This is a genomic window from Duganella aquatilis (assembly GCF_009674565.1).
In the GTDB taxonomy this organism is placed as follows: domain Bacteria; phylum Pseudomonadota; class Gammaproteobacteria; order Burkholderiales; family Burkholderiaceae_D; genus Rugamonas; species Rugamonas aquatilis.
Genome location: NZ_WKJL01000005.1, coordinates 187,215 through 208,962 on the forward strand (window position 1 = coordinate 187,215; position 21,748 = coordinate 208,962).

Annotated in this window: 22 protein-coding genes and 1 riboswitch; of the genes, 17 read left to right on the forward strand and 5 right to left on the reverse strand. The window is 65.6% G+C overall.

All coding sequences use genetic code 11. The features are described 5' to 3' along the window. The first annotated feature begins 58 nt into the window (after positions 1-58). Positions 59-676: an HAD hydrolase-like protein gene (locus GJ698_RS10205; protein WP_154357503.1), complete on the forward strand. Its 618-nt coding sequence runs from the start codon at positions 59-61 to the stop codon at positions 674-676. On the opposite strand, the gene GJ698_RS10210 is transcribed toward GJ698_RS10205, so the two are convergent. Continuing rightward, positions 673-2,106, reverse strand: coding sequence for an aldehyde dehydrogenase family protein (locus GJ698_RS10210; protein WP_154357504.1), 1,434 nt, complete (start codon positions 2,104-2,106; stop codon positions 673-675). The genes GJ698_RS10205 and GJ698_RS10210 overlap by 4 nt on opposite strands. Positions 2,107-2,299: 193 nt before the next feature. On the opposite strand from GJ698_RS10210, the gene GJ698_RS10215 reads away from it, so the two are divergent. Beyond that, positions 2,300-4,084 carry a DUF885 domain-containing protein gene (locus tag GJ698_RS10215; RefSeq protein WP_154357505.1) on the forward strand — a complete coding sequence of 595 codons (1,785 nt, stop codon included), beginning with the start codon at positions 2,300-2,302 and terminating at the stop codon, positions 4,082-4,084. 4 nt (positions 4,085-4,088) lie between these two features. Continuing rightward, positions 4,089-5,042: a DUF1028 domain-containing protein gene (locus GJ698_RS10220; protein ID WP_208023801.1), complete on the forward strand. Its 954-nt coding sequence runs from the start codon at positions 4,089-4,091 to the stop codon at positions 5,040-5,042. Here the strand turns inward: GJ698_RS10220 and GJ698_RS10225 are convergent. The 4 genes from GJ698_RS10225 to cobA all read right to left on the reverse strand — a co-directional run bounded on the left by GJ698_RS10225 (position 5,022) and on the right by cobA (position 10,506). Continuing rightward, on the reverse strand, positions 5,022-5,912 hold the full coding sequence (locus GJ698_RS10225; RefSeq protein ID WP_154357506.1) for a hypothetical protein: 891 nt from the start codon (positions 5,910-5,912) through the stop codon (positions 5,022-5,024). The two genes, GJ698_RS10220 and GJ698_RS10225, sit on opposite strands and share 21 nt — an antisense overlap. Beyond that, positions 5,909-6,811, reverse strand: coding sequence for an AraC family transcriptional regulator (locus GJ698_RS10230; RefSeq protein WP_154357507.1), 903 nt, complete (start codon positions 6,809-6,811; stop codon positions 5,909-5,911). Before GJ698_RS10230 ends, GJ698_RS10225 begins: the two co-directional genes overlap by 4 nt. A gap of 2 nt (positions 6,812-6,813) precedes the next feature. Then, entirely contained in the window at positions 6,814-9,660 is a 2,847-nt protein-coding gene (gene uvrA, locus GJ698_RS10235; RefSeq protein ID WP_154357508.1) for an excinuclease ABC subunit UvrA, read from the reverse strand. Positions 9,661-9,786: 126 nt separating this feature from the next. Then, positions 9,787-10,506: a uroporphyrinogen-III C-methyltransferase gene (cobA, locus tag GJ698_RS10240; protein WP_154357509.1), complete on the reverse strand. Its 720-nt coding sequence runs from the start codon at positions 10,504-10,506 to the stop codon at positions 9,787-9,789. Between the two features lie 84 nt (positions 10,507-10,590). Continuing rightward, a riboswitch (cobalamin riboswitch) is annotated at positions 10,591-10,775 on the forward strand. Between the two features lie 116 nt (positions 10,776-10,891). Between cobA and GJ698_RS10245 the strand changes: the two genes are divergently transcribed. From GJ698_RS10245 to GJ698_RS10310, 14 genes are read left to right on the forward strand one after another with little or no spacing between them, the layout of a single operon-like run. Next, positions 10,892-11,575 (forward strand): energy-coupling factor ABC transporter permease, encoded by a 684-nt coding sequence (locus GJ698_RS10245; protein WP_154357510.1) that lies wholly within the window; start codon positions 10,892-10,894, stop codon positions 11,573-11,575. After that, positions 11,572-11,913 (forward strand): energy-coupling factor ABC transporter substrate-binding protein, encoded by a 342-nt coding sequence (locus tag GJ698_RS10250; RefSeq protein WP_154357511.1) that lies wholly within the window; start codon positions 11,572-11,574, stop codon positions 11,911-11,913. Before GJ698_RS10245 ends, GJ698_RS10250 begins: the two co-directional genes overlap by 4 nt. Continuing rightward, on the forward strand, positions 11,903-12,637 hold the full coding sequence (cbiQ, locus tag GJ698_RS10255) for a cobalt ECF transporter T component CbiQ (RefSeq protein ID WP_208023802.1): 735 nt from the start codon (positions 11,903-11,905) through the stop codon (positions 12,635-12,637). The genes GJ698_RS10250 and cbiQ overlap by 11 nt, the downstream gene beginning before the upstream one ends. Then, positions 12,634-13,488: an energy-coupling factor ABC transporter ATP-binding protein gene (locus GJ698_RS10260; protein WP_371865226.1), complete on the forward strand. Its 855-nt coding sequence runs from the start codon at positions 12,634-12,636 to the stop codon at positions 13,486-13,488. The genes cbiQ and GJ698_RS10260 overlap by 4 nt, the downstream gene beginning before the upstream one ends. Next, on the forward strand, positions 13,485-14,270 hold the full coding sequence (gene cobM / locus GJ698_RS10265; protein WP_154357512.1) for a precorrin-4 C(11)-methyltransferase: 786 nt from the start codon (positions 13,485-13,487) through the stop codon (positions 14,268-14,270). The genes GJ698_RS10260 and cobM overlap by 4 nt, the downstream gene beginning before the upstream one ends. Next, the gene (locus tag GJ698_RS10270; protein ID WP_154357513.1) at positions 14,267-15,253 is read left to right on the forward strand and encodes a sirohydrochlorin chelatase; all 987 of its coding nucleotides are present in this window, start codon (positions 14,267-14,269) and stop codon (positions 15,251-15,253) included. The genes cobM and GJ698_RS10270 overlap by 4 nt, the downstream gene beginning before the upstream one ends. Then, positions 15,250-15,927, forward strand: coding sequence for a precorrin-8X methylmutase (locus GJ698_RS10275; RefSeq protein WP_154357514.1), 678 nt, complete (start codon positions 15,250-15,252; stop codon positions 15,925-15,927). Before GJ698_RS10270 ends, GJ698_RS10275 begins: the two co-directional genes overlap by 4 nt. Next, positions 15,924-17,114 (forward strand): cobalt-precorrin-5B (C(1))-methyltransferase, encoded by a 1,191-nt coding sequence (locus tag GJ698_RS10280; protein ID WP_154357515.1) that lies wholly within the window; start codon positions 15,924-15,926, stop codon positions 17,112-17,114. Before GJ698_RS10275 ends, GJ698_RS10280 begins: the two co-directional genes overlap by 4 nt. Positions 17,115-17,116: 2 nt before the next feature. After that, a complete protein-coding gene (gene cbiE / locus GJ698_RS10285; protein ID WP_154357516.1) occupies positions 17,117-18,421 on the forward strand; it encodes a precorrin-6y C5,15-methyltransferase (decarboxylating) subunit CbiE in 1,305 nt (434 codons plus the stop codon). Further along, entirely contained in the window at positions 18,414-19,211 is a 798-nt protein-coding gene (cobI, locus tag GJ698_RS10290) for a precorrin-2 C(20)-methyltransferase (protein WP_154357517.1), read from the forward strand. Before cbiE ends, cobI begins: the two co-directional genes overlap by 8 nt. Beyond that, on the forward strand, positions 19,208-19,960 hold the full coding sequence (locus GJ698_RS10295) for a cobalamin biosynthesis central domain-containing protein (RefSeq protein ID WP_154357518.1): 753 nt from the start codon (positions 19,208-19,210) through the stop codon (positions 19,958-19,960). The genes cobI and GJ698_RS10295 overlap by 4 nt, the downstream gene beginning before the upstream one ends. Then, positions 19,957-20,361: a cobalamin biosynthesis protein gene (locus GJ698_RS10300; RefSeq protein WP_154357519.1), complete on the forward strand. Its 405-nt coding sequence runs from the start codon at positions 19,957-19,959 to the stop codon at positions 20,359-20,361. Before GJ698_RS10295 ends, GJ698_RS10300 begins: the two co-directional genes overlap by 4 nt. Further along, positions 20,358-21,335: a precorrin-3B C(17)-methyltransferase gene (gene cobJ / locus GJ698_RS10305; protein WP_154357520.1), complete on the forward strand. Its 978-nt coding sequence runs from the start codon at positions 20,358-20,360 to the stop codon at positions 21,333-21,335. The genes GJ698_RS10300 and cobJ overlap by 4 nt, the downstream gene beginning before the upstream one ends. After that, positions 21,332-21,685: a (2Fe-2S) ferredoxin domain-containing protein gene (locus GJ698_RS10310; protein WP_154357521.1), complete on the forward strand. Its 354-nt coding sequence runs from the start codon at positions 21,332-21,334 to the stop codon at positions 21,683-21,685. The genes cobJ and GJ698_RS10310 overlap by 4 nt, the downstream gene beginning before the upstream one ends. The last annotated feature ends 63 nt before the right edge of the window (positions 21,686-21,748 follow it).

Genomic DNA, 21,748 nt, shown 5'->3' on the forward strand with positions numbered 1-21,748 from the left:
CAGCCTGTTTTGAAAGACCACGGCATAATGGGATACCTCACATTGTGCCGGGAGCCACTTGGACCGCAAGCTCATCATCTTTGATTTCGACGGCACGCTGGCCGATACCTTGCCGGTGTTTCTGCAGATCTTCGACGAGGCCGCCGACAAATACGGCTTCAGGCGCCTGGACCAGAGCCGCAAGCAATCGCTGCGCGAGCTCGACGCGCGGCAGCTGATGGCGATCCACGAAGTGCCGTTGTGGAAGGTGCCGGCCATTGCCACCTTCATGCGCGCCAGCATGGGCCGCAACATTGATGGCATCCGCCTGTTCGCCGGCATGGACCAGGCGCTGCGCGCGCTGAAAGCCCGGGGCGTGGAGCTGACCATCGTCAGCTCCAACTCGCGCAGCAATGTGCTGAAGATCCTGGGACCGGAAACCGCCGCCCTGTTCAGTCACGTCGAATGCGGCGCCTCGCTGTTCGGCAAGCTGTCGAAGATCCGCAAGGTGCTGGCCGCCACCGGCGTCGCGCGCGAACATGTGATGCTGATCGGCGACGAGATCCGCGACGCCAAGGTGTCGGCCGAAGCCGGCGTCGCCTTTGGCGCCGTGGCCTGGGGCTTCAACCACGTCGACGCGCTGATCGCCGAGCAGCCGCACCGGGTGTTTCGCGAGGTCGCCGACCTGCTGGCTTAACGGTATTGCGCCGCTTCGCCGAGGATGGCTTTCGGCTCCAGGTAGGCTTCCAGCCCGTAGGGACCGAACTCGCGGCCGATGCCGGATTGCTTGAAGCCGCCGAACGGCGCGATCAGGTCGTCGTGGATGCCGTTGATGTGCACCCGGCCGGCCACCAGCCGGTCCGCCACGCGGTTGGCGCGCGCCAGGTCGGTGGAGCTGACATAGGCTTGCAGGCCGTACGGCGTGTCGTTGGCGATGGCGATCGCCTCCTCTTCGGTTTCATAGCTCATGATCGACAGCACCGGACCGAAGATTTCGTCTTTGGCGATGGTCATCGACGGCGTCACCCCGGCAAACACGGTCGGCTTGACGAAGTAGCCCGCCTCCAGCCCGGTCGGTTTGCCCAGGCCGCCCGTGACCAGCTCCGCGCCCTCCTCGATGCCGACCGCGATGTAGTGCTGCACGCGCTCGAACTGCTTCTGCGTGACGATCGGTCCCAGCGCCACCGCCGCGTCATGCGGATCGCCGACCACAATCGCCTCCGCCGCCATTTTGGCCAGCAGCTTGACTTCCTCCAGACGATGCGCCGGCACCAGCAGGCGCGAACCGGCGATGCAGGCCTGGCCGTTGTTCATATAGCAGGCCGCCACCGCGTTCGGAATCGCCTTGGCGAAATCGGCGTCGTCCAGGATTACGTTGGCGCTCTTGCCGCCCAATTCCAGCGTCACGCGCTTCATGGTGTCGACGCCGAGGCGGGCGATCTGCTTGCCGACCGGCGTCGAGCCGGTGAAGGAGATCTTGTTGATATCCGGGTGTACGCTAAGCTCCGCGCCAACCACGTCGCCACGGCCGTTGACCACATTGACCACGCCCGGCGGCAGCTCGGCCGCATGTATCGCTTCGAGCAGCACCTGGTTCTGGCGCGCGCTCAATTCGCTCGGCTTGACCACCACCGTGCAGCCGGCCGCAATCGCCGTCGCCACTTTATTCGCGATGAACCACGCACTGGAATTCCACGGCGTGATGATGCCGACCACGCCCACCGGCTCCAGCACCACCTTGGACTTGTTCACGGTCTTCACGAATGCGTGATCGTCCATCACCTTTTTCACGTCCAAAAACATATTGGCGGTGTAGCGGGAGCGGCCCACGCTGCTGTTGCGCGGGCCGCCGTATTCTTCGATCAGCGCGTCGGCGGCGTCGTCGGCGCGCGCCAGTACCGCGTCGTGCAGGCGTTGCAGCATGGCGCCGCGCTGCGCCTTGGTGGTGCGCGAGAAGGCCGGGAAGGCTGCCCTGGCGGCGGCGATGGCGCGGCGCGTGTCTTCGACGTCGCCCAGGCGCACCTGGCCGTCCAGTTGACCGGTGGTGGGGTTGACCAGGTCGAACAGCTCGGTGCCGTGCGGCGTGACGAACTGGCCGTTGATGTAGATGTGATCGATGGTGTGCATGACAGCTCCTTGGGTAGGTGATGCAGTCATTCTAGGAATCGGCGCGCCGGCGCGTCAGTGGGGTTTCTGCCGCATGGTTGCCTGATTCTGCATTCCAGGCCCGGGTTTTGGCATTTCGTCACAATTGCCGCGCGCCTTGTCCCGCCGCCGTCTACAGTGCAAGCTCGACATCCCCTTTTCAAGATAGGCCGACATGACCACGATTCCCCGTATCGGCGCCGCCAGCGCCTTGTTGTTCTCCCTGATCCTGGGCGCTGCCCATGCCGACACCGGCGCACCCGACCTGGAAGCGCGGCGCGCGGCGCTGAATAACCTGATCAAGGAGCAGTGGCAGTACACCATGCGCACCAGCCCGGAGTGGGCCTCGATGATCGGCGACAAACGCTATAACGACAAATGGTCGGACTTCTCGCAGGCCGGCATCGACGCCGACATCCGCGCCAGCGCCGATTTCCTCAAGCGCTTCGAAGCCGTGGACACCACCGGCTTCCCGCTGCAGGAACAGCTGAACCGCGAACTGATGGTGCGCCAGCTGCGCCAGAACGTCGATGGCGCGCGCTTCAAGGACTGGGAAATGCCGCTGGCGCAGAATTCCGGCGTGCATATCGATACGCCGATGATCATCTCGGCCCTGTCGTTCGACACGGTCAAGGATTACGAGGACTACATCAAGCGCCTGCATGCGCTGCCCAAGCTGTTCGAGCAGACCCGCGTGCAGATGGAGAAAGGCGTGCACGATCACCTGATGCCGCCGCAGTTCCTGATTCCTAAAATCGTCAAGCAGTGCGAAGACGTGGCGGCCATGAAGCCGGCCGATTCGCCGTACGCCGAGCCGCTGAAGAAATTCCCGAAAGAGTTCTCGGCCGCCGACAAGGCGCGTCTGAGCAAGGAGATCCTGGCGGCGGTGAAGAACGACGTCACGCCGGCCTACAAAAATCTGGCCATCTACACCAAGACCCGATATCTGCCGAACGGCCGCAAGGATGTAGGCATGTGGTCGCTGCCGGATGGCGCGGCGCGCTACGCCTTCAAGGCCCAGTCGTCCACCACCACCGAGATGACGCCGGAGCAGATCCACCAACTGGGCCTGTCCGAAGTGGCGCGCATCGAAGCGCAGATGCTGGCGACCGCGCAGAAGCTGGGCTATAGCGACCTGAAATCCTTCAACAAGGCGGTGGCCGACAATCCGGCGCTGCATCCCAAGTCGCGCCAGGAGATCATCGACCTGTATCAGAAATACACGGACCAGATGTATACCCAGCTGCCCAACCTGTTCACCGTGCTGCCGAAGGGGAAAGTGGAAATCAAGCCGGTGGAGGAATTCCGCGAGAAGGGCGCGTCCGCCGCGGCCTACATGCCGGGTTCCCAGGACGGCAAGCGTCCCGGCCGCGTAATGGTCAACACCGGCGATTTCGCGCACCGCTCCACCATCGACATCGAAACCACCGCGCTGCATGAGGGCGTGCCCGGTCACCACATGCAGCTGACCATCGCGCAGGAGATCCAGGGATTGCCGGACTTCCGCCAGCAGGGCAACTACACCGCCTACGCCGAAGGCTGGGCGCTGTACTCGGAACGCCTGGGCGAGGAGCTGGGCTTCTACAAAGACCCTTACAGCTACTACGGCCATTTGCAGGACGAGATGCTGCGTGCGATCCGCCTGGTGGTGGACACGGGCCTGCACTACAAGAAGTGGAACCGCGAACAGGTGGTGGACTTCTTCCACGACCACTCGGGCATCGAGGAAGTGGAAGTGCAGAGCGAGACCGACCGCTACATCGTGTGGCCGGGCCAGGCGCTGGGCTACAAGATCGGCCAGCTGAAGATTCTTGAGCTGCGCGACTACGCCCGCAAGGAACTGGGCGAGCGCTTCGACCTGCGCGCCTTCCACGACCAGGTGCTGGGCGCCGGCGCGCTGCCGATGGATGTGCTGGAGACCCACATCAAAGACTGGGTGGCCAGCCAGAAGAAGGCGTGACGTCATGCTGTCGCCGCATGCCGCCGCCTTTGCCGCCGTGATGATGCTGAGCGCAGGGCCGTCGCAGGCCACGTTTTCCATCGTGGCCTGCGACCGGGACGGCAATTGCGGCGTCGCGGTCGCCACCAACAACCTGGCGGTCGGCGCCAGCGTGCCCTATGCGCAGGCGCGCGTGGGCGCGCTGGTGTCGCAGTTCGAAACCAATCCATCATACGGACCGGCGGGGCTGGCGCTGCTGGCCTCCGGCGCCGCGCCCCAAGCCGCGCTGAACACGCTGCTGGGCGCCGACGGTGATTTCGACGGTCAGACCATCGCTGCGCGGCAGGTCGGCATCGTTGCCGCCGACGGCCGCGCCGCCGCGTTCACCGGCGCCGAAGCGCAAGCCTCTGCATGGGCGGGCGCGGTGAGCGGCGACGGCTATTCGGTTCAGGGCAACGGTCTGGCAGGTGAGCAGGTGCTGACCGACATGCGGCACACGTTTGCATCGACCTCCGGCACGCTGGGCGAACGCCTGATGGCCGCGCTGGAAGCCGGCGAGAGCGCCGGCGGACAAAGGACCGGCAGGCTGTCCGCCGCGCTGCTGGTGCGCACCGTGGACGGCGACTGGCAGGACATCGACCTGCGCGTCGACGCGGCGGCGGAACCGGTGAAGGATTTGCGCCGCCTGATGGAGCGGCACTATGCGCTGCAATCCATGCTGCGCGCGGAACGGCAACTGCGCAAGGGACTGAAAGCGGAGGCGCGCATGTCGCTGTCCGAGGCGCTGCGCAGAAGCCAGGGGTGGGACCGCATCTGGCGCCGCGCCGCGCGGCTGGCGATAGCCATGGACGACCAGGCGGGCGCGCTGGATTATCTCGGCGTGCTGCTGTCGCTGAATCCGGCGTGGGCGCACATCGAAATGCAGGACAGCCTGTACGCGCCGTTGCGCGACCATCCCCTATTCATGGCGTGGCGCTAGCAGCGGCGGCAGACGGCGCAGATCGATCCTGCTCACCCACCATGCGCGGTTCTGGAAGGTGAAGTCCAGCGCGCTGACGGAAACCACCTTGCCGTCGCTGGCCTGCACGTCGCCCGGCTTCGGCAGGATGCTGGTATCCGGCTTGCTGTCGGCCAGCGCGTCCAGCGCCTGCAACAGGCGCGGATCGTCGCGCTTCATGGCGGCGCAGGCGCCGTACTGGTCGCACACCTTTACCGGGAAGGCGATGAAGCGCACCGCGCGGTCCAGCATTTCTTCATTGCCCAGATAGTTGAATACCCAGCCGGCCGTATCGCCCAGGTCGCGCGCGCGCGACAGGATGGCGTCGTTCTCCTGCTGGATCTCCTGGCGCATCGAGCGGCCATCGGAGAACAGCATGTCGTCCACGCGCCAGCCATCGTCCTCCTCCACCAGCACGTAGCGGATCTGGCGGTCGTAGGCCGTGCCCATGTCGGGATAGACGTTGAAGCTGGCCTCCACGATGTTTTCGCCGACGCGGCTGACCTTGAAGCTGGAGCGGTCGAAGTCCAGCGTCGGCGAGGCTTCCTGCGTTTGCAGGAACACGTCCACGTCGGCGCCGTAGCCGCAGACATCGTCGCCGCGCGACAGGCTGTAACACAGCTGGCTGTTGGCGTCGACCAGCGTTTCCAGTTGCTTGGAGTAGAACGTCCCCGGCGGCAGCTGGCTGGCCAGGCGGCTGTCCGGTCGTGCCAGATGGTCGCGGTAGAAATCCGTGATCAGGTCGAGCTGCTGCTGCTTTTCCGACCAGGCCTTGTCGGCCAGCAGACCGGCGATGGCAAGCACCAGCAATACCGCGCCAAATGGCAGCAAACGTTTCTTGTTGATCTTCATGGTGCGGCTCGTAGTTTTTTGATGTCCTGCATCGGCGGCGCGCCGAACAGGCGGCGGTATTCGCGGCTGAATTGCGAGGCGCTTTCGTAGCCGACCTTGTAGGCGGCGGTGGTGGCGTCGACATCGCCGTTCAGCAGCAGCGTGCGCGCCTGCTGCAGGCGCAGCTGCTTCTGGTACTGCATCGGTCCCATGGTGGTCACGGCCTTGAAGCGGTGGTGCAGGCTGGAGACGCTCATATTGGTGGCCTGCGCCAGCTCTTCCACCTTGATCGACTGGTCGTAATGGTCCTTGAGCCAGGCGATGGCCTTGCTGATGCCGCGGTCCTGCTGGTCCAGCACCACGTTCTGGTACAACTGGCGGCCGTAGGCGCCGGTCAGCAGCCGGTAGATGATTTCGCGCTTCAGGCCCACGGCCAGGAAGGCTGCTTCGGCCGCCGGCGCCTGCAGCAGGCGCACCAGCTGGTACAAGGACTCCTGCAAGGCGTCGTCGCTCTTGCCGACGAAGGCGCCGCGCACCGGCTGTTCGGAATCGATGGCGATCTTCGCTTCCAGCACGATGGCGGCGATTTCCTGCGGATCGAGTTCGATGTTCAGCAGCAGGTAGGGCTTGTCGGCCGTGGCGCTGACGATGTGGCCGGAGGCCGGCATGTCGATCGACACCACCAGGTATTCGCCGGGGCCGTAGTCGAGCACTTCTTCGGCGAGATGCACGCGCTTGTGACCCTGCAGGATCACGCAGCACGACGGTTTGAGCACGCCGCGTGTCACCGGCGTGGGATGGGAGGAGCGCAGCAGCGACAGGAACGGGATGGCCGTCGCCACCCGCCGCTCGTCCGGCGCATGCTGCCGGACGATGTCGATCATGTGATCGAGGCGGGTGGGGCTGAGATCCCGCTTCATGATTACTTCAGCAGCGGCACCAGGTATTTGCCGGTCACGCTGGCCGGATTGGCCGCCACGTCTTCCGGCGAACCGCTGGCGATGATCTTGCCGCCGCCCGCGCCGCCTTCCGGTCCCAGGTCGACCAGCCAGTCGGCGGTCTTGATCACGTCGAGATTGTGCTCGATGATGACCAGCGTGTTGCCCTGGTCGCGCAGGCGATGGATCACCTTCAGCAGCAGGTCGATGTCGTGGAAGTGCAGGCCGGTGGTCGGCTCGTCCAGGATGTACAGCGTGCGGCCGGTGTCGCGCTTGGACAGTTCCAGCGACAGCTTGACGCGCTGCGCCTCGCCGCCCGACAGCGTGGTCGCGCTCTGCCCCAGCTTGATGTAGCCCAGGCCGACGTCCAGCAGCGTATGCAGCTTGCGTGCAATCAGCGGCACCGGCTTGAAGAACTCGTGCGCGTCTTCGACCGTCATGTCGAGGATCTCGGTGATGTTCTTGCCCTTGTACTGGACTTCCAGCGTTTCGCGGTTATAGCGCTTGCCGTGGCAAACATCGCACGGCACGTAGACGTCCGGCAGGAAGTGCATCTCGACCTTGATCACGCCATCGCCCTGGCACGCTTCGCAGCGGCCGCCCTTGACGTTGAACGAGAAACGGCCGGCGCTGTAGCCGCGTTCCTTGGCGGTCGGCACCGTCGCGAACAGATCGCGGATCGGCGTGAACAGACCGGTGTAGGTGGCGGGATTCGAACGCGGCGTGCGGCCGATCGGCGCCTGGTCGACCGAGATCACCTTGTCGAAGTGTTCCAGGCCGCTGATGGTGTCGTGCGGCGCCGGTTCGGTCTGCGAACCGTACAGGTGGCGCGACAGCGCCGGGAACAGCGTGTCGTTGATCAGCGTCGACTTGCCGGAGCCGGACACGCCGGTCACGCAGGTCATCAGGCCGACCGGCAGCTTCAGCGTCACCTTTTTCAGGTTGTTGCCGGTGGCGCCGGTGATCACCAGCTGGCGATCCGGATCGGCCACGTGGCGCTTCTTCGGCACTTCGATCTTGCGCGTGCCGTTCAGGTACTGCGCGGTCAGCGACTTCTTGTTCTTCAGGATGTCCTTCAGCGAACCGGCGGCGATCACTTCGCCGCCATGCACGCCGGCACCGGGGCCCATGTCGACCACGTAGTCGGCGGTGCGGATCGCGTCTTCGTCGTGCTCCACCACCAGCACGCTGTTGCCGATGTCGCGCAGGTGGCGCAGCGTGTCGATCAGGCGGTCGTTGTCGCGCTGGTGCAGGCCGATCGAGGGTTCATCCAGCACGTACATCACGCCGGTCAGGCCAGAACCGATCTGCGAGGCCAGGCGGATACGCTGCGCTTCGCCGCCGGACAGCGTATCGGCGCTGCGGTCCAGCGACAGGTAGTCGAGGCCGACGTTGTTGAGGAACTGCAGGCGCGAGATGATCTCTTTCACCACGCGGTCGGCGATGTCCTTCTTCGCGCCCTTGAGCTTCAGCTGTTCGAAGAACGACAGCGTTTCGCGCAGCGGCTTCTCGGCGATCTCGTAGATCGCGCGTTCCTGCTTGCCGCTGCCGACCTTGACGTAGCGCGCCTCGATGCGCAGGCGCGCGCCTTCGCACGACGGGCATTTTTTCTCGTTGATGAACTTCGCCAGTTCCTCTTTCACCGCCATCGAATCGGTTTCGCGGTAACGGCGCGCCAGGTTGGTGACCACGCCTTCGAAGGCGTGTTCCTTGACCACGGTGCGGCCGCGCTCATTGATGTAGGTGAACGGGATCTGCTGCTTGCCCGAGCCGTGCAGGATCACTTCCTGCGACGCCTTCGGCAGCTGCTCGAACGGCAGGTCCAGGTCGAACTCGTAGTAAGCCGCCAGGTTGGACAGCATCTGGAAGTAGAACTGGTTGCGGCGGTCCCACCCTTTGACCGCGCCGGACGCCAGCGACAGGTTGGGGAAGGCGACGATGCGCTTCGGATCGAAGAACTCGATGTGACCGAGGCCGTCGCATTCCGGGCAGGCGCCCATCGGGTTATTGAACGAGAACAGGCGCGGTTCCAGCTCCTGCAGCGAGTAGCCGCAGATATTGCAGGCGAACTTGTTGGAGTAGACGTGCTCCGTGCCGCTGTCCATTTCCAGCGCCACGGCGCGGCCGTCGGCCAGGCGCAGCGCGGTCTCGAAGCTTTCGGCCAGGCGCTGCTTGATGTCGGCGCTGACCTTGACGCGGTCGATCACCACGTCGATGGTGTGCTTCTCGGTTTTCTTCAGCTTCGGCAGGTCGTCCACTTCGTAGATCTTGGCGTCATGGGTGCCGCTCTGCACGCGGAAGCGCACGAAGCCCTGCGCCTGCATCGATTCGAACAGGTCGGAATGCTCGCCCTTGCGGTTGGCCACCACCGGCGCCAGGATCATCAGCTTGGTGTCGGCCGGCAGGGCCAGCACGGCGTCGACCATCTGCGACACGGTCTGCGCGGCCAGCGCCTGGTCCGGGTGGTTGATGCAGTACGGCGTGCCGACGCGTGCGTACAGCAGACGCAGATAGTCGTGGATCTCGGTCACGGTGCCGACCGTCGAACGCGGATTGTGCGAGGTGGCTTTCTGCTCGATCGAGATGGCCGGCGACAGGCCTTCGATCAGGTCGACGTCCGGCTTTTCCATCAGTTGCAGGAACTGGCGGGCGTAGGCCGACAGCGATTCCACATAGCGGCGCTGGCCTTCGGCGTACAGCGTGTCAAACGCCAGCGAAGACTTGCCGGAACCCGACAAGCCGGTGATCACGATCAGCTTGTTGCGTGGCAGATCAAGATTGATGTTTTTCAGGTTGTGCGTGCGTGCGCCGCGAATGCGGATCTGTTCCATGGGATTTTGGGCCTTTAGAGTCAACCCGTCACTATAGCCGGGTTTGATTACTTGCGCCGGGGGCACGCAGGTTTGTGCGTGCGGAGGCTAACACTGTACATAATACCAGTATTTTCTTGCGCTTGTTCAACTTGGCTGGTGGGAACGTTGTTGCAGCGCTTCGCCGATCATCACCAGCACCGGGCCTTGCGCCGCGTCCAGGCCGCCGGCCAGTCCGGTCAGCGTCATGCGCAGGATGCGCTGGTCCGGGCGGCTGCAATTTTCCACCACCACCACCGGCAGATCGGGGCGGCGGCCCTCGGCCAGCAGGCGCGCGGCGGTGGCGGCCGCTTCCCGGCCGCCCATGTATTGCACCAAGGTATCAGTTTCCGGCAATGCAGGATGGTCCGGCTCGTTGGGCGCGGTGCTGGAAGTAAAGAACGCTACGCTGCGGGCAACGCCGCGCCGGGTCAGCGGTTGCTTGGTGGCGGCGGCGGCGGCCAGCGCGGTGGTGATGCCGGGCACCACTTCCACCTCGATACCTTCGGCTTCCAGCGCGCGCAATTCCTCGTCGGCGCGGCCGAACAGCATCGGGTCGCCGCCCTTCAGGCGCACCACCAGCTGGTAGCGCTGCGCGCAGTCGACCAGTTGCTGGTTGATCACGGTTTGCGCGGTGGAGCGCTGGCCGGAGCGCTTGCCGACCGAAATCAGCTTCGCCTGGGCACACAAGGCCAGCATTTCCGGCGTGACCAGGGCGTCGTACAGCACGACCTCGGCTTGCGCCAGCAGACGCGCACCGCGTACGGTGATCAGGTCGGCGGCGCCCGGCCCTGCTCCGATCAAATAGACTTTCCCCAGCGCTGACATTGCATTCCCTTTTTGATGTTCCAGAACGAATGATACCGGCTGCGGCGGCGTTTGGGTTTCGCTTGGCACGGTTCAAGCTGCTAGTGTAAGATGCGATCCTTGGGTGCGCCGAATTTTTAGGCGTTAAACGGGAAACCGGTGTAATTCCGGTGCAGCCCCCGCTGCTGTAAGCCAGACGACTCCGTCAACACGTCACTGCCGTAACACGCGGGAAGACACGGAGAAGGATGAAGGCGAGCCAGAATACCGGCCCAAAAAGTCCAGCACCATTCCCCGGGGTTACGGGAAGCCGCTGTCGACCGGCTTTTCGCCTGCCGCCCCCGTCGACCGTCCTTTCCTGCTCCCGCCTTGGTGTCCATATAGCCCATTCGACGGGAGGTTTCGAATGCACATCATGGAAGGCTTTTTGCCGCCAGCGCACGCGCTCGGCTGGGCAGCCGTTTCCTTACCTTTTTTAGCCTGGGGCTTGCGCTCCATCGGCCGCGATTTGCAGGCCCATCCCGAGCGGCGCATGCTGCTGGGCGTGGCGGCGGCGTTCGCGTTCCTGCTGTCGGCGCTGAAGCTGCCGTCGGTGACGGGCAGTTGTTCGCATCCCACCGGCGTTGGCCTCGGCGCGGCGCTGTTCGGGCCGGCGGCGATGGTGCCGGTCGGCTTTGTCGTGCTGCTGTTCCAGGCGCTGTTGATGGCGCATGGCGGCCTGACGACGCTGGGCGCGAACGTGTTCTCGATGGCGATCGTCGGTCCGTTCGTGTCCTATGGCGTGCTGCGCGCGGTGGCGGCGCTGGGCTTGTCGCGTTCCGTGGCGGTGTTTCTGGCCGCGTCCATCGGCGACCTGGCGACGTATGTGACCACGTCGGTGCAACTGGCGCTGGCGTTTCCTGCGGCGGTGGGCGGCTTTAGTGTTTCCTTCTTCAAGTTTGCCGGCATCTTCGCGTTGACGCAGGTGCCGATCGCCATCAGCGAAGGTCTGCTGACGGTGCTGGTGGTGAACGCCATGGTGCGCTTCAACGCCCACGAACTGCGCGCGCTGCCGGTGATGACGCTCGGCGCGCGGAAAGGCAGCGTATGAAGGCGCGCACCTGGCTGGTGTGCCTGGCCATCGTGCTGTTGACGGTGCTGCCTTTGTGGCTGATCAGCGCACCGCCGGCGGTGCCGGGTGGCGAGGTTAGCGCCATCTTCACCGGCGCGGATGACCGCGCGCAGCGCGCCATCGGCGATATCTCGCCTGGCTACAAGCCGTGGTTCTCGCCCGTATTCGAGCCGGCCAGCGACGAAATCGCATCGCTGCTGTTCGCCCTGCAAGCAGCCATCGGCGCCGGCGTCATCGGCTTCTGGCTCGGCATGTCCGTCGCCCGCGAACGCGCGCGCCGCGAAGTGGCATCCACACAGGATCACCGTGCTGATTGAGTCGTCGGCATACGCCAGCCGCTGGCGCGATGTGGCGCCGTCGGCCAAGGCGCTGTTTGCGCTGGCGGGCTTCATCGCTGCCTGGCTCGCACACAGCCCTGTCGCTTTCGCCGCGTTGACGGCGGTGCTGGTGCTGGCCGCCCTGCTCGGCGCGCGCGTGCAACTGCGCAGCTACATCGCCGTCGCGCTGCCGCCGCTTGGCTTCCTGCTGCTGTCCTGCCTGACCATGCTGGTCGGCCCGGACGCCAACGGCCATTGGAACTTCACCACCGCCATGCTGCCGACCGTCGAGCACCTCGCCCTGCGCTCGTTCGCCATGCTGGCCGCCATGCTCGGCCTCGTGCTGACTACACCGATGCCCGATCTTTTAAACCTGCTGCGTCGCCTGCGCACGCCGGAACTGCTGCTGGACCTGATGGTGCTGTGCTACCGCATGCTGTTCGTGATGCAGCAGGCGTGGGACGAAAGCATCACTGCCCAAAGCGCGCGCCTTGGCTACCGCAACCTGCGCCAGGCCTGGCGCTCCACCGGCCTGCTGGCCGGCCAGATGGCGGTGCAAGTGTGGCAACGCGCCGCCGCCCTGCAAATGGCTGCCGACGCCCGCGCCTACCAGGGTACGCTGCGTTTCCTGCCCACCGCCTACCCGCAAGCACGGCGCCAACAAGCCTGGGCCGCACTGGCCGGCGCGCTGATGCTCGCCATCGCCCTGGGAGATCGCCTGTGAGCGCACTCCTGGAACTGCAAGCCGTCGATCACATTTACCCGGACGGCAGCACCGGCCTGCGCGACTGTACGCTGACGCTGCAACGTGGCCGCCGCTATGCCCTGCTGGGACCCAACGGCGCCGGCAAGACCACCGTCCTGCAGCACCTGAACGGCCTGCTGCAACCAACCGCCGGCACGCTGTGCTACGACGGACAGCCCTTCGACTACCACCGCAAAGGCCTCACCGCGCTGCGCAGCCGCGTAGGCCTGGTATTCCAGAATCCGGACCGCCAGCTGTTCTCCGCACTGGTGGAAGAAGATGTATCCTTCGGCCCCCTCAACCTCGGCCTGCCCGCCGACGAAGTACGCGCCCGCGTCGCCGCAGCATTGGACGCCGTCGGCCTGCTCGGCCACGCCCGCCGCGCCGTGCACCAACTGAGCTTCGGCCAGAAGAAGCGCGTCTGCATCGCCGGCGTGCTGGCGATGGAGCCGGAAGTGCTGCTGCTCGACGAACCCATGGCCGGCCTCGACGCCCCCATGCAAACCGAATTGACCGCACTGCTGGACCGCCTCGCCGCGCGCGGCGTCACCATCCTGCTGTCCACCCACGACATCGACTTCGCGCTGCGCTGGGCCGACGACATTCACGTCATGGCGGCCGGCCGCTGCATCGCCTCCGGCCCCGCGCAGCAACTGGCCGCACAGACCGCAGTGCTGCAAGCCGCCGGCCAGCGTCCACCGGCCGCATTGGCGCTGCACGCCGAACTGGTGGCGCTGGGCGTGCTGCCCGAGGGCCAGGTGCCACGCAGCATCGACGCCTTGCTCGACAGCCTGCGCGCACTTAAAAATTCAAGAGAGATCACCGCATGACAAGCTTCGGAAAAATCTGGTTCGTCGGCGCCGGCCCCGGTGACCCGGAACTCATCACCGTCAAAGGCCAGAAACTGCTGTCGCAGGCTGGTGCGGTGCTGTTCGCCGGTTCGCTGGTCGACCGCGCCGTCACGCTGTACGCGCCGCCCGGCTGCGCCATCCGCGACTCCAAGGACATGACGCTGGAAGAGATGACCGCCTGGCTGATCGAACAGGCGCGCACCAACGCTACCGTGGTGCGTTTGCAAACCGGCGATCCTGGCCTGTACGGCGCGCTGATCGAACTGGCGCGTCCGCTGACGGCGGAGGGCATCGAATGGTCGGTGGTGCCGGGCGTATCTTCCGCCATGGCCTCGATGGCCGCTGCCGGTGAATCCATGACGTTGCCGGAAGTGACGCAGACCGTGATCCTCACACGCGTCGAAGGCCGCACGCCGATGCCGGACGGCGAAGATCTCGCCAGCCTGGCCGCGCACCGCACCACGATCTGCATCTTCCTGTCGATCACCCTGATGCACAAGGTGGAAACCGCATTGCGCGCCGCCGGCTGGGCCGAGGATTCGCCAATGATGGTGGTGCACAAGGCAAGCTGGCCGGGCGAACAAAAAATCGTCCGAGGCACCTTGGCAGATATTAAACAGCGATGCCGGGAGGCCGGTATCGCAAGCCAGGCGATGATCGTCGCCAGCCCCACGCTGGGCGCGCTGCACTGGGAAACCCTGGCGCGTTCCAAGCTGTATGACCCCACATTTACCCATCGTTTCAGAAAGGCGAGCGCATGAACCAACTTAATCTCGACACGATCCTGATTGTCGGCCACGGTTCCCGCGAGGACTCCGGCAACCAGGAAATTCGTGACTTCACGGAGCAGTGGCGCGCGCGCCGGCCAGACTGGCGCATCGAGTTGTGCTTCATCGAATTCGCGCCGCCGGAAATGAACGCCGCCTTGCTGAAGGCCGCGCGCAGCTCGCGCCGCGTGCTGGTGGTGCCGCTGATTTTGAATGCGGCCGGCCACGTGAAGATGGAGATTCCGGAAGCGATCGAACACGCGCGCGAAGCCTGCCCGCAGACCGAGATCCTGCTGGCGCCGCACCTGACGGCATGCGATCCGATTCTGGCGATCCTGAAGCGCCGCCTGCGCAAGGGCATGAACGCGCTGGACATGCCTGATCCAACCACCACGGGCGTAGTGGTACTGGGCCGCGGCTCGTCGGACCGTGGCGCGAACGGCGAGATGGCCAAGATGGCGCGCTGGCTGCTGGAAGAGGGCGATCATGAACTGGTGGACCTGGCATTCACCGGCATCACGTGGCCGCGACTGGAGAAGGTCGTGCAGCGCCAGGTGCTGCTGGGCATGCGCCAGGTCGTGGTGTTGCCGTATTACCTGTACACCGGCACGCTGATGCAGCGCATTCATCGCCAGGTGGAGCATCTGCGCGGCCAGTATCCGCAAGTGCGTTTCTTCTGCGGCGAGCACTTCGGCTTTGAGAACGAGATCTTTGAACTGATGGACCAACGCGTGGAAGACCTGCGCGCCGGGGTGCCGGACAGCCGCCTGCCGTGCGACGGTTGCAGCTACCGCGAAATCGCCCACGATCTGGGCCACGGCCATTCGCATGCGCACACGCACGACCATGCCGCCGCGCCAGCGCATGACCACGGCCATGAACATGGACACGATCACGGTCATGACCACGCACATGACCACGATCATGGCCACGATCATGGCCACGACCACGCCAAGCCGGAGGGCCAGCCAGCATGAGCACCGTGAACACCGTCACAGAGCAGCTCACGCGCGCCGGCCAGGTCATTGAGCACGACAGCTTCGCCATCATCGACGCCGAAGTCGGCCCGCACAATTACACCGAAGGCCAATGGCCGATCGTGCGCCGCATGATCCACGCCAACGCTGACTTCGACTTCAACGGACTGACCGACTTCCATGCAAACGCGGTGGAAGCCGGCATCAGCGCCATGCTGGCCGGCGGCACGCCCGTGGTGGCGGACGTCGAAATGATCTGCTCCGGCCTGTCGCAACCGCGACTGGGCCACTTCGGCATGAAGACCCACCAGTTCATCAGCGACGCCGACGTCATCGAAACCGCCAAGGCCGAAGACACCACGCGTGCCGTGCAGGCAATGCGCAAAGCCCACCGTCTCGGCCTGCTGGACAAAGCCATCATTGGCATCGGCAACGCGCCGACAGCGCTAATTGAGCTGGTACGCCTGATCCGCGAAGAAGGCGTGCGTCCCGCGCTGGTGGTCGGCATGCCGGTGGGCTTCGTCTCCGCCGCCGAATCCAAAGACCTGATGGCCGAACTGACCGACGTGCCGTGGATCGTCATCCGTGGCCGCAAGGGCGGCTCCACGCTGGTGGTGGCGACGTTGCATGCGCTGCTGTCGCTGGCCGAAGCCCGCCAAAAGGCCGCACCATGAAGGAAAAAACGGCTGCCGAACGTGGCACCCGTACCGGTTTCACCACCGGCGCCTGTTCCGCCGCCGCCGCCCGCGCAGCGGTGCTGGGCCTCGTCCACGGACAGGTGCCGGCAGAAATCGAAAGCCTGCTGCCCAATGGCAGCCGGGTGAACTTCCTCATTCATGACGGCAGCTGCGGCGATGGCCGCGCGCACGCCATGGTCATCAAGTTCGCCGGCGACGATCCCGATTGCACCGATGGCGCGCACATGACGGTCGACCTGCGCCTGCTGCCCGGCGAGGCCGGCGTGGTCTCCTATGTGGCAGGCGATGGTGTCGGCACCGTCACCATGAAAGGCCTGGGGCTGGAAGTGGGCGGACCGGCCATCAATCCTGTGCCGCGCAAGAACATCGCCGACAACCTGCGCGAAGCCGCGCCGCAGCTGATGGCGGAACACGGCATCGAAGTCACCATCAGCGTGCCGGACGGCCAGGTGATGGCGAAGAAGACCACCAACGCCCGACTCGGCATCCTGGGCGGCATCAGCATCCTCGGCACCACCGGCATCGTCAAACCGTATTCCACCGCCGCCTGGCGCGCCAGCGTGGTGCAGGGTGTGCAGGTCGCCGCCACCGCCGGCTACAACCTGGTGGCACTGACCACCGGCGGCCGCACCGAAACCTTCGCCATGACCACGCTGCGCGCCGAGCGCCCGGAACTGCCGTCCGCGTGCTTCGTGCAGATGGGCGACTTCCTGCGCTATGCGCTGGATGAAGTGGTGGCGCAAGGCATACAGCTGGTGGTACTGGCGGTCATGGTCGGCAAGCTGACCAAGATCGCGCAGGGCGAAACCATCACCCACGCCAACCGCAGCGAAGTCGATACCGACCTGGTGGCGGAAATCGCCCGCCGCATCGGCGCCACGCCGGAAGACTGCGCCGCCATGGCCGCCGCCGAAACCGCGCGCTTCGGCGCCGAGTTGATGGTGGAGCGCGGCCTTGGCGACGCCTTCCACCACGCGCTGGGGCAAGCCGCCATCGACACCCTGACCGCGCCGGACCGCTACGGCCGCGCGTTCCAGCTGCGCGTGCTGGTGTGCGATTTCAGCGGCGTGCAAGTGGCCGACGTCTGGTCCGCGCCAGCCGATCCGCTCCAACGTCCTGCGAGCGCCGGCCGTACCGGCATCGATCATCTACCGGAAGCATAAACATGGACATCAAAGATCCCAATCCCTGCCGCGTCATCGGTGTGCTCGATGATGGCACCGCCAGCTTGAGCCAGACCGCATTGGCCTTGCTGCGCAGCGCCGATGTCGTCATCGGCGGCGCCCGCACGCTGGCGCTTTTCGAGCGCGAATTCAAAGCCGGCGCCGTGCGCCACGACCTGACCGGCAAGCTGAAAGAAGTACCGGAATGGGTACGCGCGGCGCGCGCCGACAACCTGTCCTGCGTGGTGCTGGCGACCGGCGACCCGCTGTGCCACGGCATCGCCCCGTATCTGGCACAGCACCTGTGCGTCGAAGCGCTGGACATCCTGCCCAACCTGTCGACCTTGCAGTTGGCCTGCGCCCGCATCGGCCTCGCGTGGCAGGATGCGTGCATCGTCTCCGTACACGCCAAGGATGCCGGCGAATGGCAGCGCGGCAGCGTGCCGGGTCACGGCCTGTACGCACTGGCGCAGGCCGCGCGCCAGCACGCCCGCCTGCTGATCCTCACCAGCCCTGACAACTCGCCGGACCGCATCGCACGCCTGCTGCTGGCCGAAGGCATGGGCGATGACTTCCTGATGGCGGTGGCGGAAAACCTGCTGCAACCGGAAGAGCGCGTGCTGGCCGAACTGACGCCGCAACAGGCGGCCGAGATGAAGTTCGCCGCGCTGAATGTCGTGCTGCTGTGGCGCATAACGCCGTTTGCGCGGCCGGTGCGTTTCGGCCTGGCCGATGCGGAGTTCGCGCAGCGCCAGCCCGAGAAAGGCCTGATCACCAAGCAGGAAGTACGCGCCGTCAGCCTGGCGCGCCTGCAACTGCGGGCGGACAGCGTGGTGTGGGACATCGGCGCCGGTTCCGGCTCGGTGGGCCTGGAAGCGGCGCGCCTTTGCCCGCAAGGCCACGTCTACGCGACCGAAAAGAACGACGCCGATTACGCCATCGCCGGCCAGAATCACGCCAGCTTCGGCGTCAGCAACTACAGCCTGTACCTCGGCAAGGCGCCGGAGGGGCTGGATGCCTGGCCCGATCCGGACGCGGTATTCATCGGCGGCTCCGGCGGCGAACTGGCGACGCTCATCAGCGGCATCATGGCGCGCATGCGCCCCAACGGCACGCTGGTGATGAACTTCGTCACGCTGGAAAACCTCGCCACCGCGACCGCCACGCTGCAGGCGCTGGAAGGCGTGAGCTGGGACGTGCTGCAACTGCAAGCCGCGCGCAGCAAGCCGATTCTGCATATGCACCGCATGGCTGCCGAAAATCCGGTGTGGATCGTTTGCGCGCGCCGCGAGGCCGGCCATGACTAAGCCGGGCACCCTGTGGGGCATCTCGCTCGGCCCAGGCGACCCAGGCCTGATTACGCGCGCCGCGTGGGAAGCGCTGCAACGCCGCGACACCATCTGGGTCTACCCGGCGCGTAGCGGCAAGACGCCAAGCTACGCCTTCGACATCGTGGTGCGCGCCGGCGTCACGCCGCCGGAACAGCACACGCAACTGCTGTTCCCCATGACGCACGACGGCGAAAAGCTCGGCCGCGCATGGCTGCGCGCTGCCGACACCGTGCTGCCATGGCTGCGCGAAGGCCGCGACGTGCTGTTCCTGGTTGAAGGCGACGCCAGCACCTACGCCACCTTCGGCCACCTGGCCCGTACCTTGAACGCCATCGACGCCCAGGTGCAGGTGCAGATCATCGCCGGCGTCAACTCCTTTACCGCCGCCTGCGCCAAGGTGCCGGTGCCGTTCTCGGAGCAGGACGATACGGTCGCCATCGTGCCGGCGGCCTACGGCGTCAGCGCAGTGGACCGCCTGCTGCCGGACTTCGACACGCTGATCCTGATGAAGGTAAAACCCATCCTAGACGAATTGATCGACTGGATGCAGCAGCGCGACCTGCTGGACGGTGCGCACTTCATCGAACGCGTCGGCGCACCGGACGAACGCCGTTTCAGCGGCAACGACATCCTGACGCTGCGCGGCACCAAGGTCAGCTACCTGTCGCTGCTGATCATCAAACACTCACACCGCATACGCGGTGAACGCATCAAGGGCTGCCTGCGCAAGGACGGCCCACAACCTCACCTCCTGGAGACCGCATGAGCACCATCACCAACCAGCCGGCACCGCGCGTATGCCTGGTCGCCATCACCAAGCACGGCGCCGCACAGGCCGCGCGCCTGGCCGCCGACCTGCCGGAAGCCGACATCTGCACCTCGGCCAAATTCGCCGTCGTGTTTGCGGAAGCCAGCAACACCGTGCGCGCCTATGACGGCGCGCTACGCGACGAAATCGGCCCGCTGTTCGCCGGCTACGACCAGATCATCTTCTTCGTCTCGCTGGGCGCCGTGGTGCGTCTGATCGCGCCGCACCTGCGCAGCAAGGACGAAGATCCGGGCATCATCGTCGTGGATGACGCGGGCCAGTACGTGATTCCGGTGCTGTCCGGCCACGTCGGCGGCGCCAACGAATGGAGCGAGCGCGTGGCCGACCTGCTGGGCGCCGCGCCGGTGCTGACCACCGCTTCCGACGTTGGCCGCACGATTCCGGTCGATATCCTGGGACGCCACTTAGGCTGGAAGGTGGAGGCGCCGAAGATCAACATCACGCGCGTATCCGCGCACGTGGTCAACGGCGAGCCGATCGCCTTCGTGCAGGAAGCGGGCAGCCCGGATTGGTGGACCCGCCCGACGCCGCTGCCGGACAACATCCACCGCTTCACGCGCTTCGACGATGTGCCGCTGGACCGTTACGCGGCGCTGCTGTGGGTCACCCACGCCGACGTCACCGACGAACGCTGGACCACGCTGAACGAACGCCTGGTGGTCTACCGCCCGCCGCAGGAAGCATGAGCGAATTCACCATAGGTCTCGGCTGCGACCGCGGCGTGCTGCTGGAGACGCTGCGTGCAGCCGTGCAGGCCGCGCTGGCCGATGCCGGCGCGCAGCCGCAGCAGGTGGTTGCCGCCGCCAGCATCACGTTGAAGAAGGACGAAGTGGCGCTGCTGGCGCTGGCCGAGGAAAACGGCTGGCCGCTGCATTTCTACGAAGCGCATGAACTGGCCGAAGTCGAAGTGCCGCATCCCTCCGAAACCGTGCGCCGCTACACCGGCACGCCATCGGTGAGCGAAGCGGCCGCGCTGCTGGCCGCCGGACCGGATACGCCGATGACCGCACTGGTCGTCGAAAAACACAAACTCAAAGGCGCTGATGGCCGCAATGCCACCGTCTCCATCGCAAGGAAAACATCATGAGTGAAGCAGGAAAAATTATGCTGGTGGGGATAGGCCCCGGCAGCGTCGACCACATGACCAAGCGCGCGCGCGACGCCATCGCCGAATCCGACGTGGTGATCGGCTACGTCACCTACATCAAGCTGGTGGCCGATCTGATCGAAGGCAAGGAGATCATCCGCAAGTCGATGACCGAAGAGCTGGACCGTGCCGTCAGCGCGCTGGAAGCGGCGCGCGCCGGCAAGAAGGTGGCGCTGATTTCGTCGGGCGACGCCGGCGTCTACGGCATGGCCGGGCCGACCTTCGAAGTGCTGTTCCAGGCCGGCTGGACGCCGGACGATGCGGTGCAGGTGGAAATCATCCCCGGCGCCTCGGCGCTGAACAGCTGCGCCGCCCTGGTCGGGGCGCCGCTGACGCACGACTTCTGCGCCATCTCGCTGTCCGACCTGCTGACGCCGTGGCCGACCATCGCCCGCCGCCTGGACGCGGTGGCCATGGCCGATTTCGTCGTCGCGCTGTACAACCCGAAGAGCGGCCGCCGCACGCGCCAGATCGTTGAAGCGCAGCGCCTGTTCCTGCGCCATCGCCGTCCGGACACGCCGGTGGCGATCGTCAAAAGCGGCTACCGCCGCCGCCAGAACATCGTCTTCACCACGCTGGACTCGATGGCCGAAGCCGACATCGGCATGCTGAGTACCGTCCTGATCGGCAACAGCAACACCTTCGTGCGTCACGGCCTGATGGTCACGCCGCGCGGCTACGCCAACAAGTACGACATGGAAGAGGGCGGCGCCACGCGCGAAGGCGAGAAGGCCGGCCGTTCGCTGTCCACCGGCCTGCTGGGCTGGCTGGAAACGCTGCAAGCCGAACACGCGGCCGGCGACAGCATCGACACGCTGGCGGCGCGCCACCGCCTGCCGGCCGACTACATCCGCGACACCCTGAACGAACCAGTGGTGGCCGAAGCCGCCGCCAGCGAAGAGAGCGAAGCATGAGCGAACCCGTCGTCAAGCCAAAGATCGGCAATTACTACCGTCACCTGCTGGTGTGCACCGGCCCGCGTTGCAGCGAGGACGGCGCCTCGCAGGCGCTGTTCGACAGCCTGGGCGCCAAGTTCAAAGCCGCCGGGCTGGACGCGGGCGAGTTGCGCGTCAAGCGCAGCCGCGTCAGCTGCTTTGCCGCCTGCAAGGGCGGCCCCATCGTCTGCGTGCAGCCGGATGGCACCTGGTACTACAACGTCACGTCCGAAAACATGGACCGCATCGTCGAAGAGCACCTGTGCAACGGCAAGCGCGTGGAGGAGCTGGTGTTCCATCAGGCGGGCGCGACGGATTTTGAGGCATAACAAGATCCCGGCACGCGGATTCTAGGGTTCCAACCCAAAAGTGAGCTAAACTTCTACTTTCGC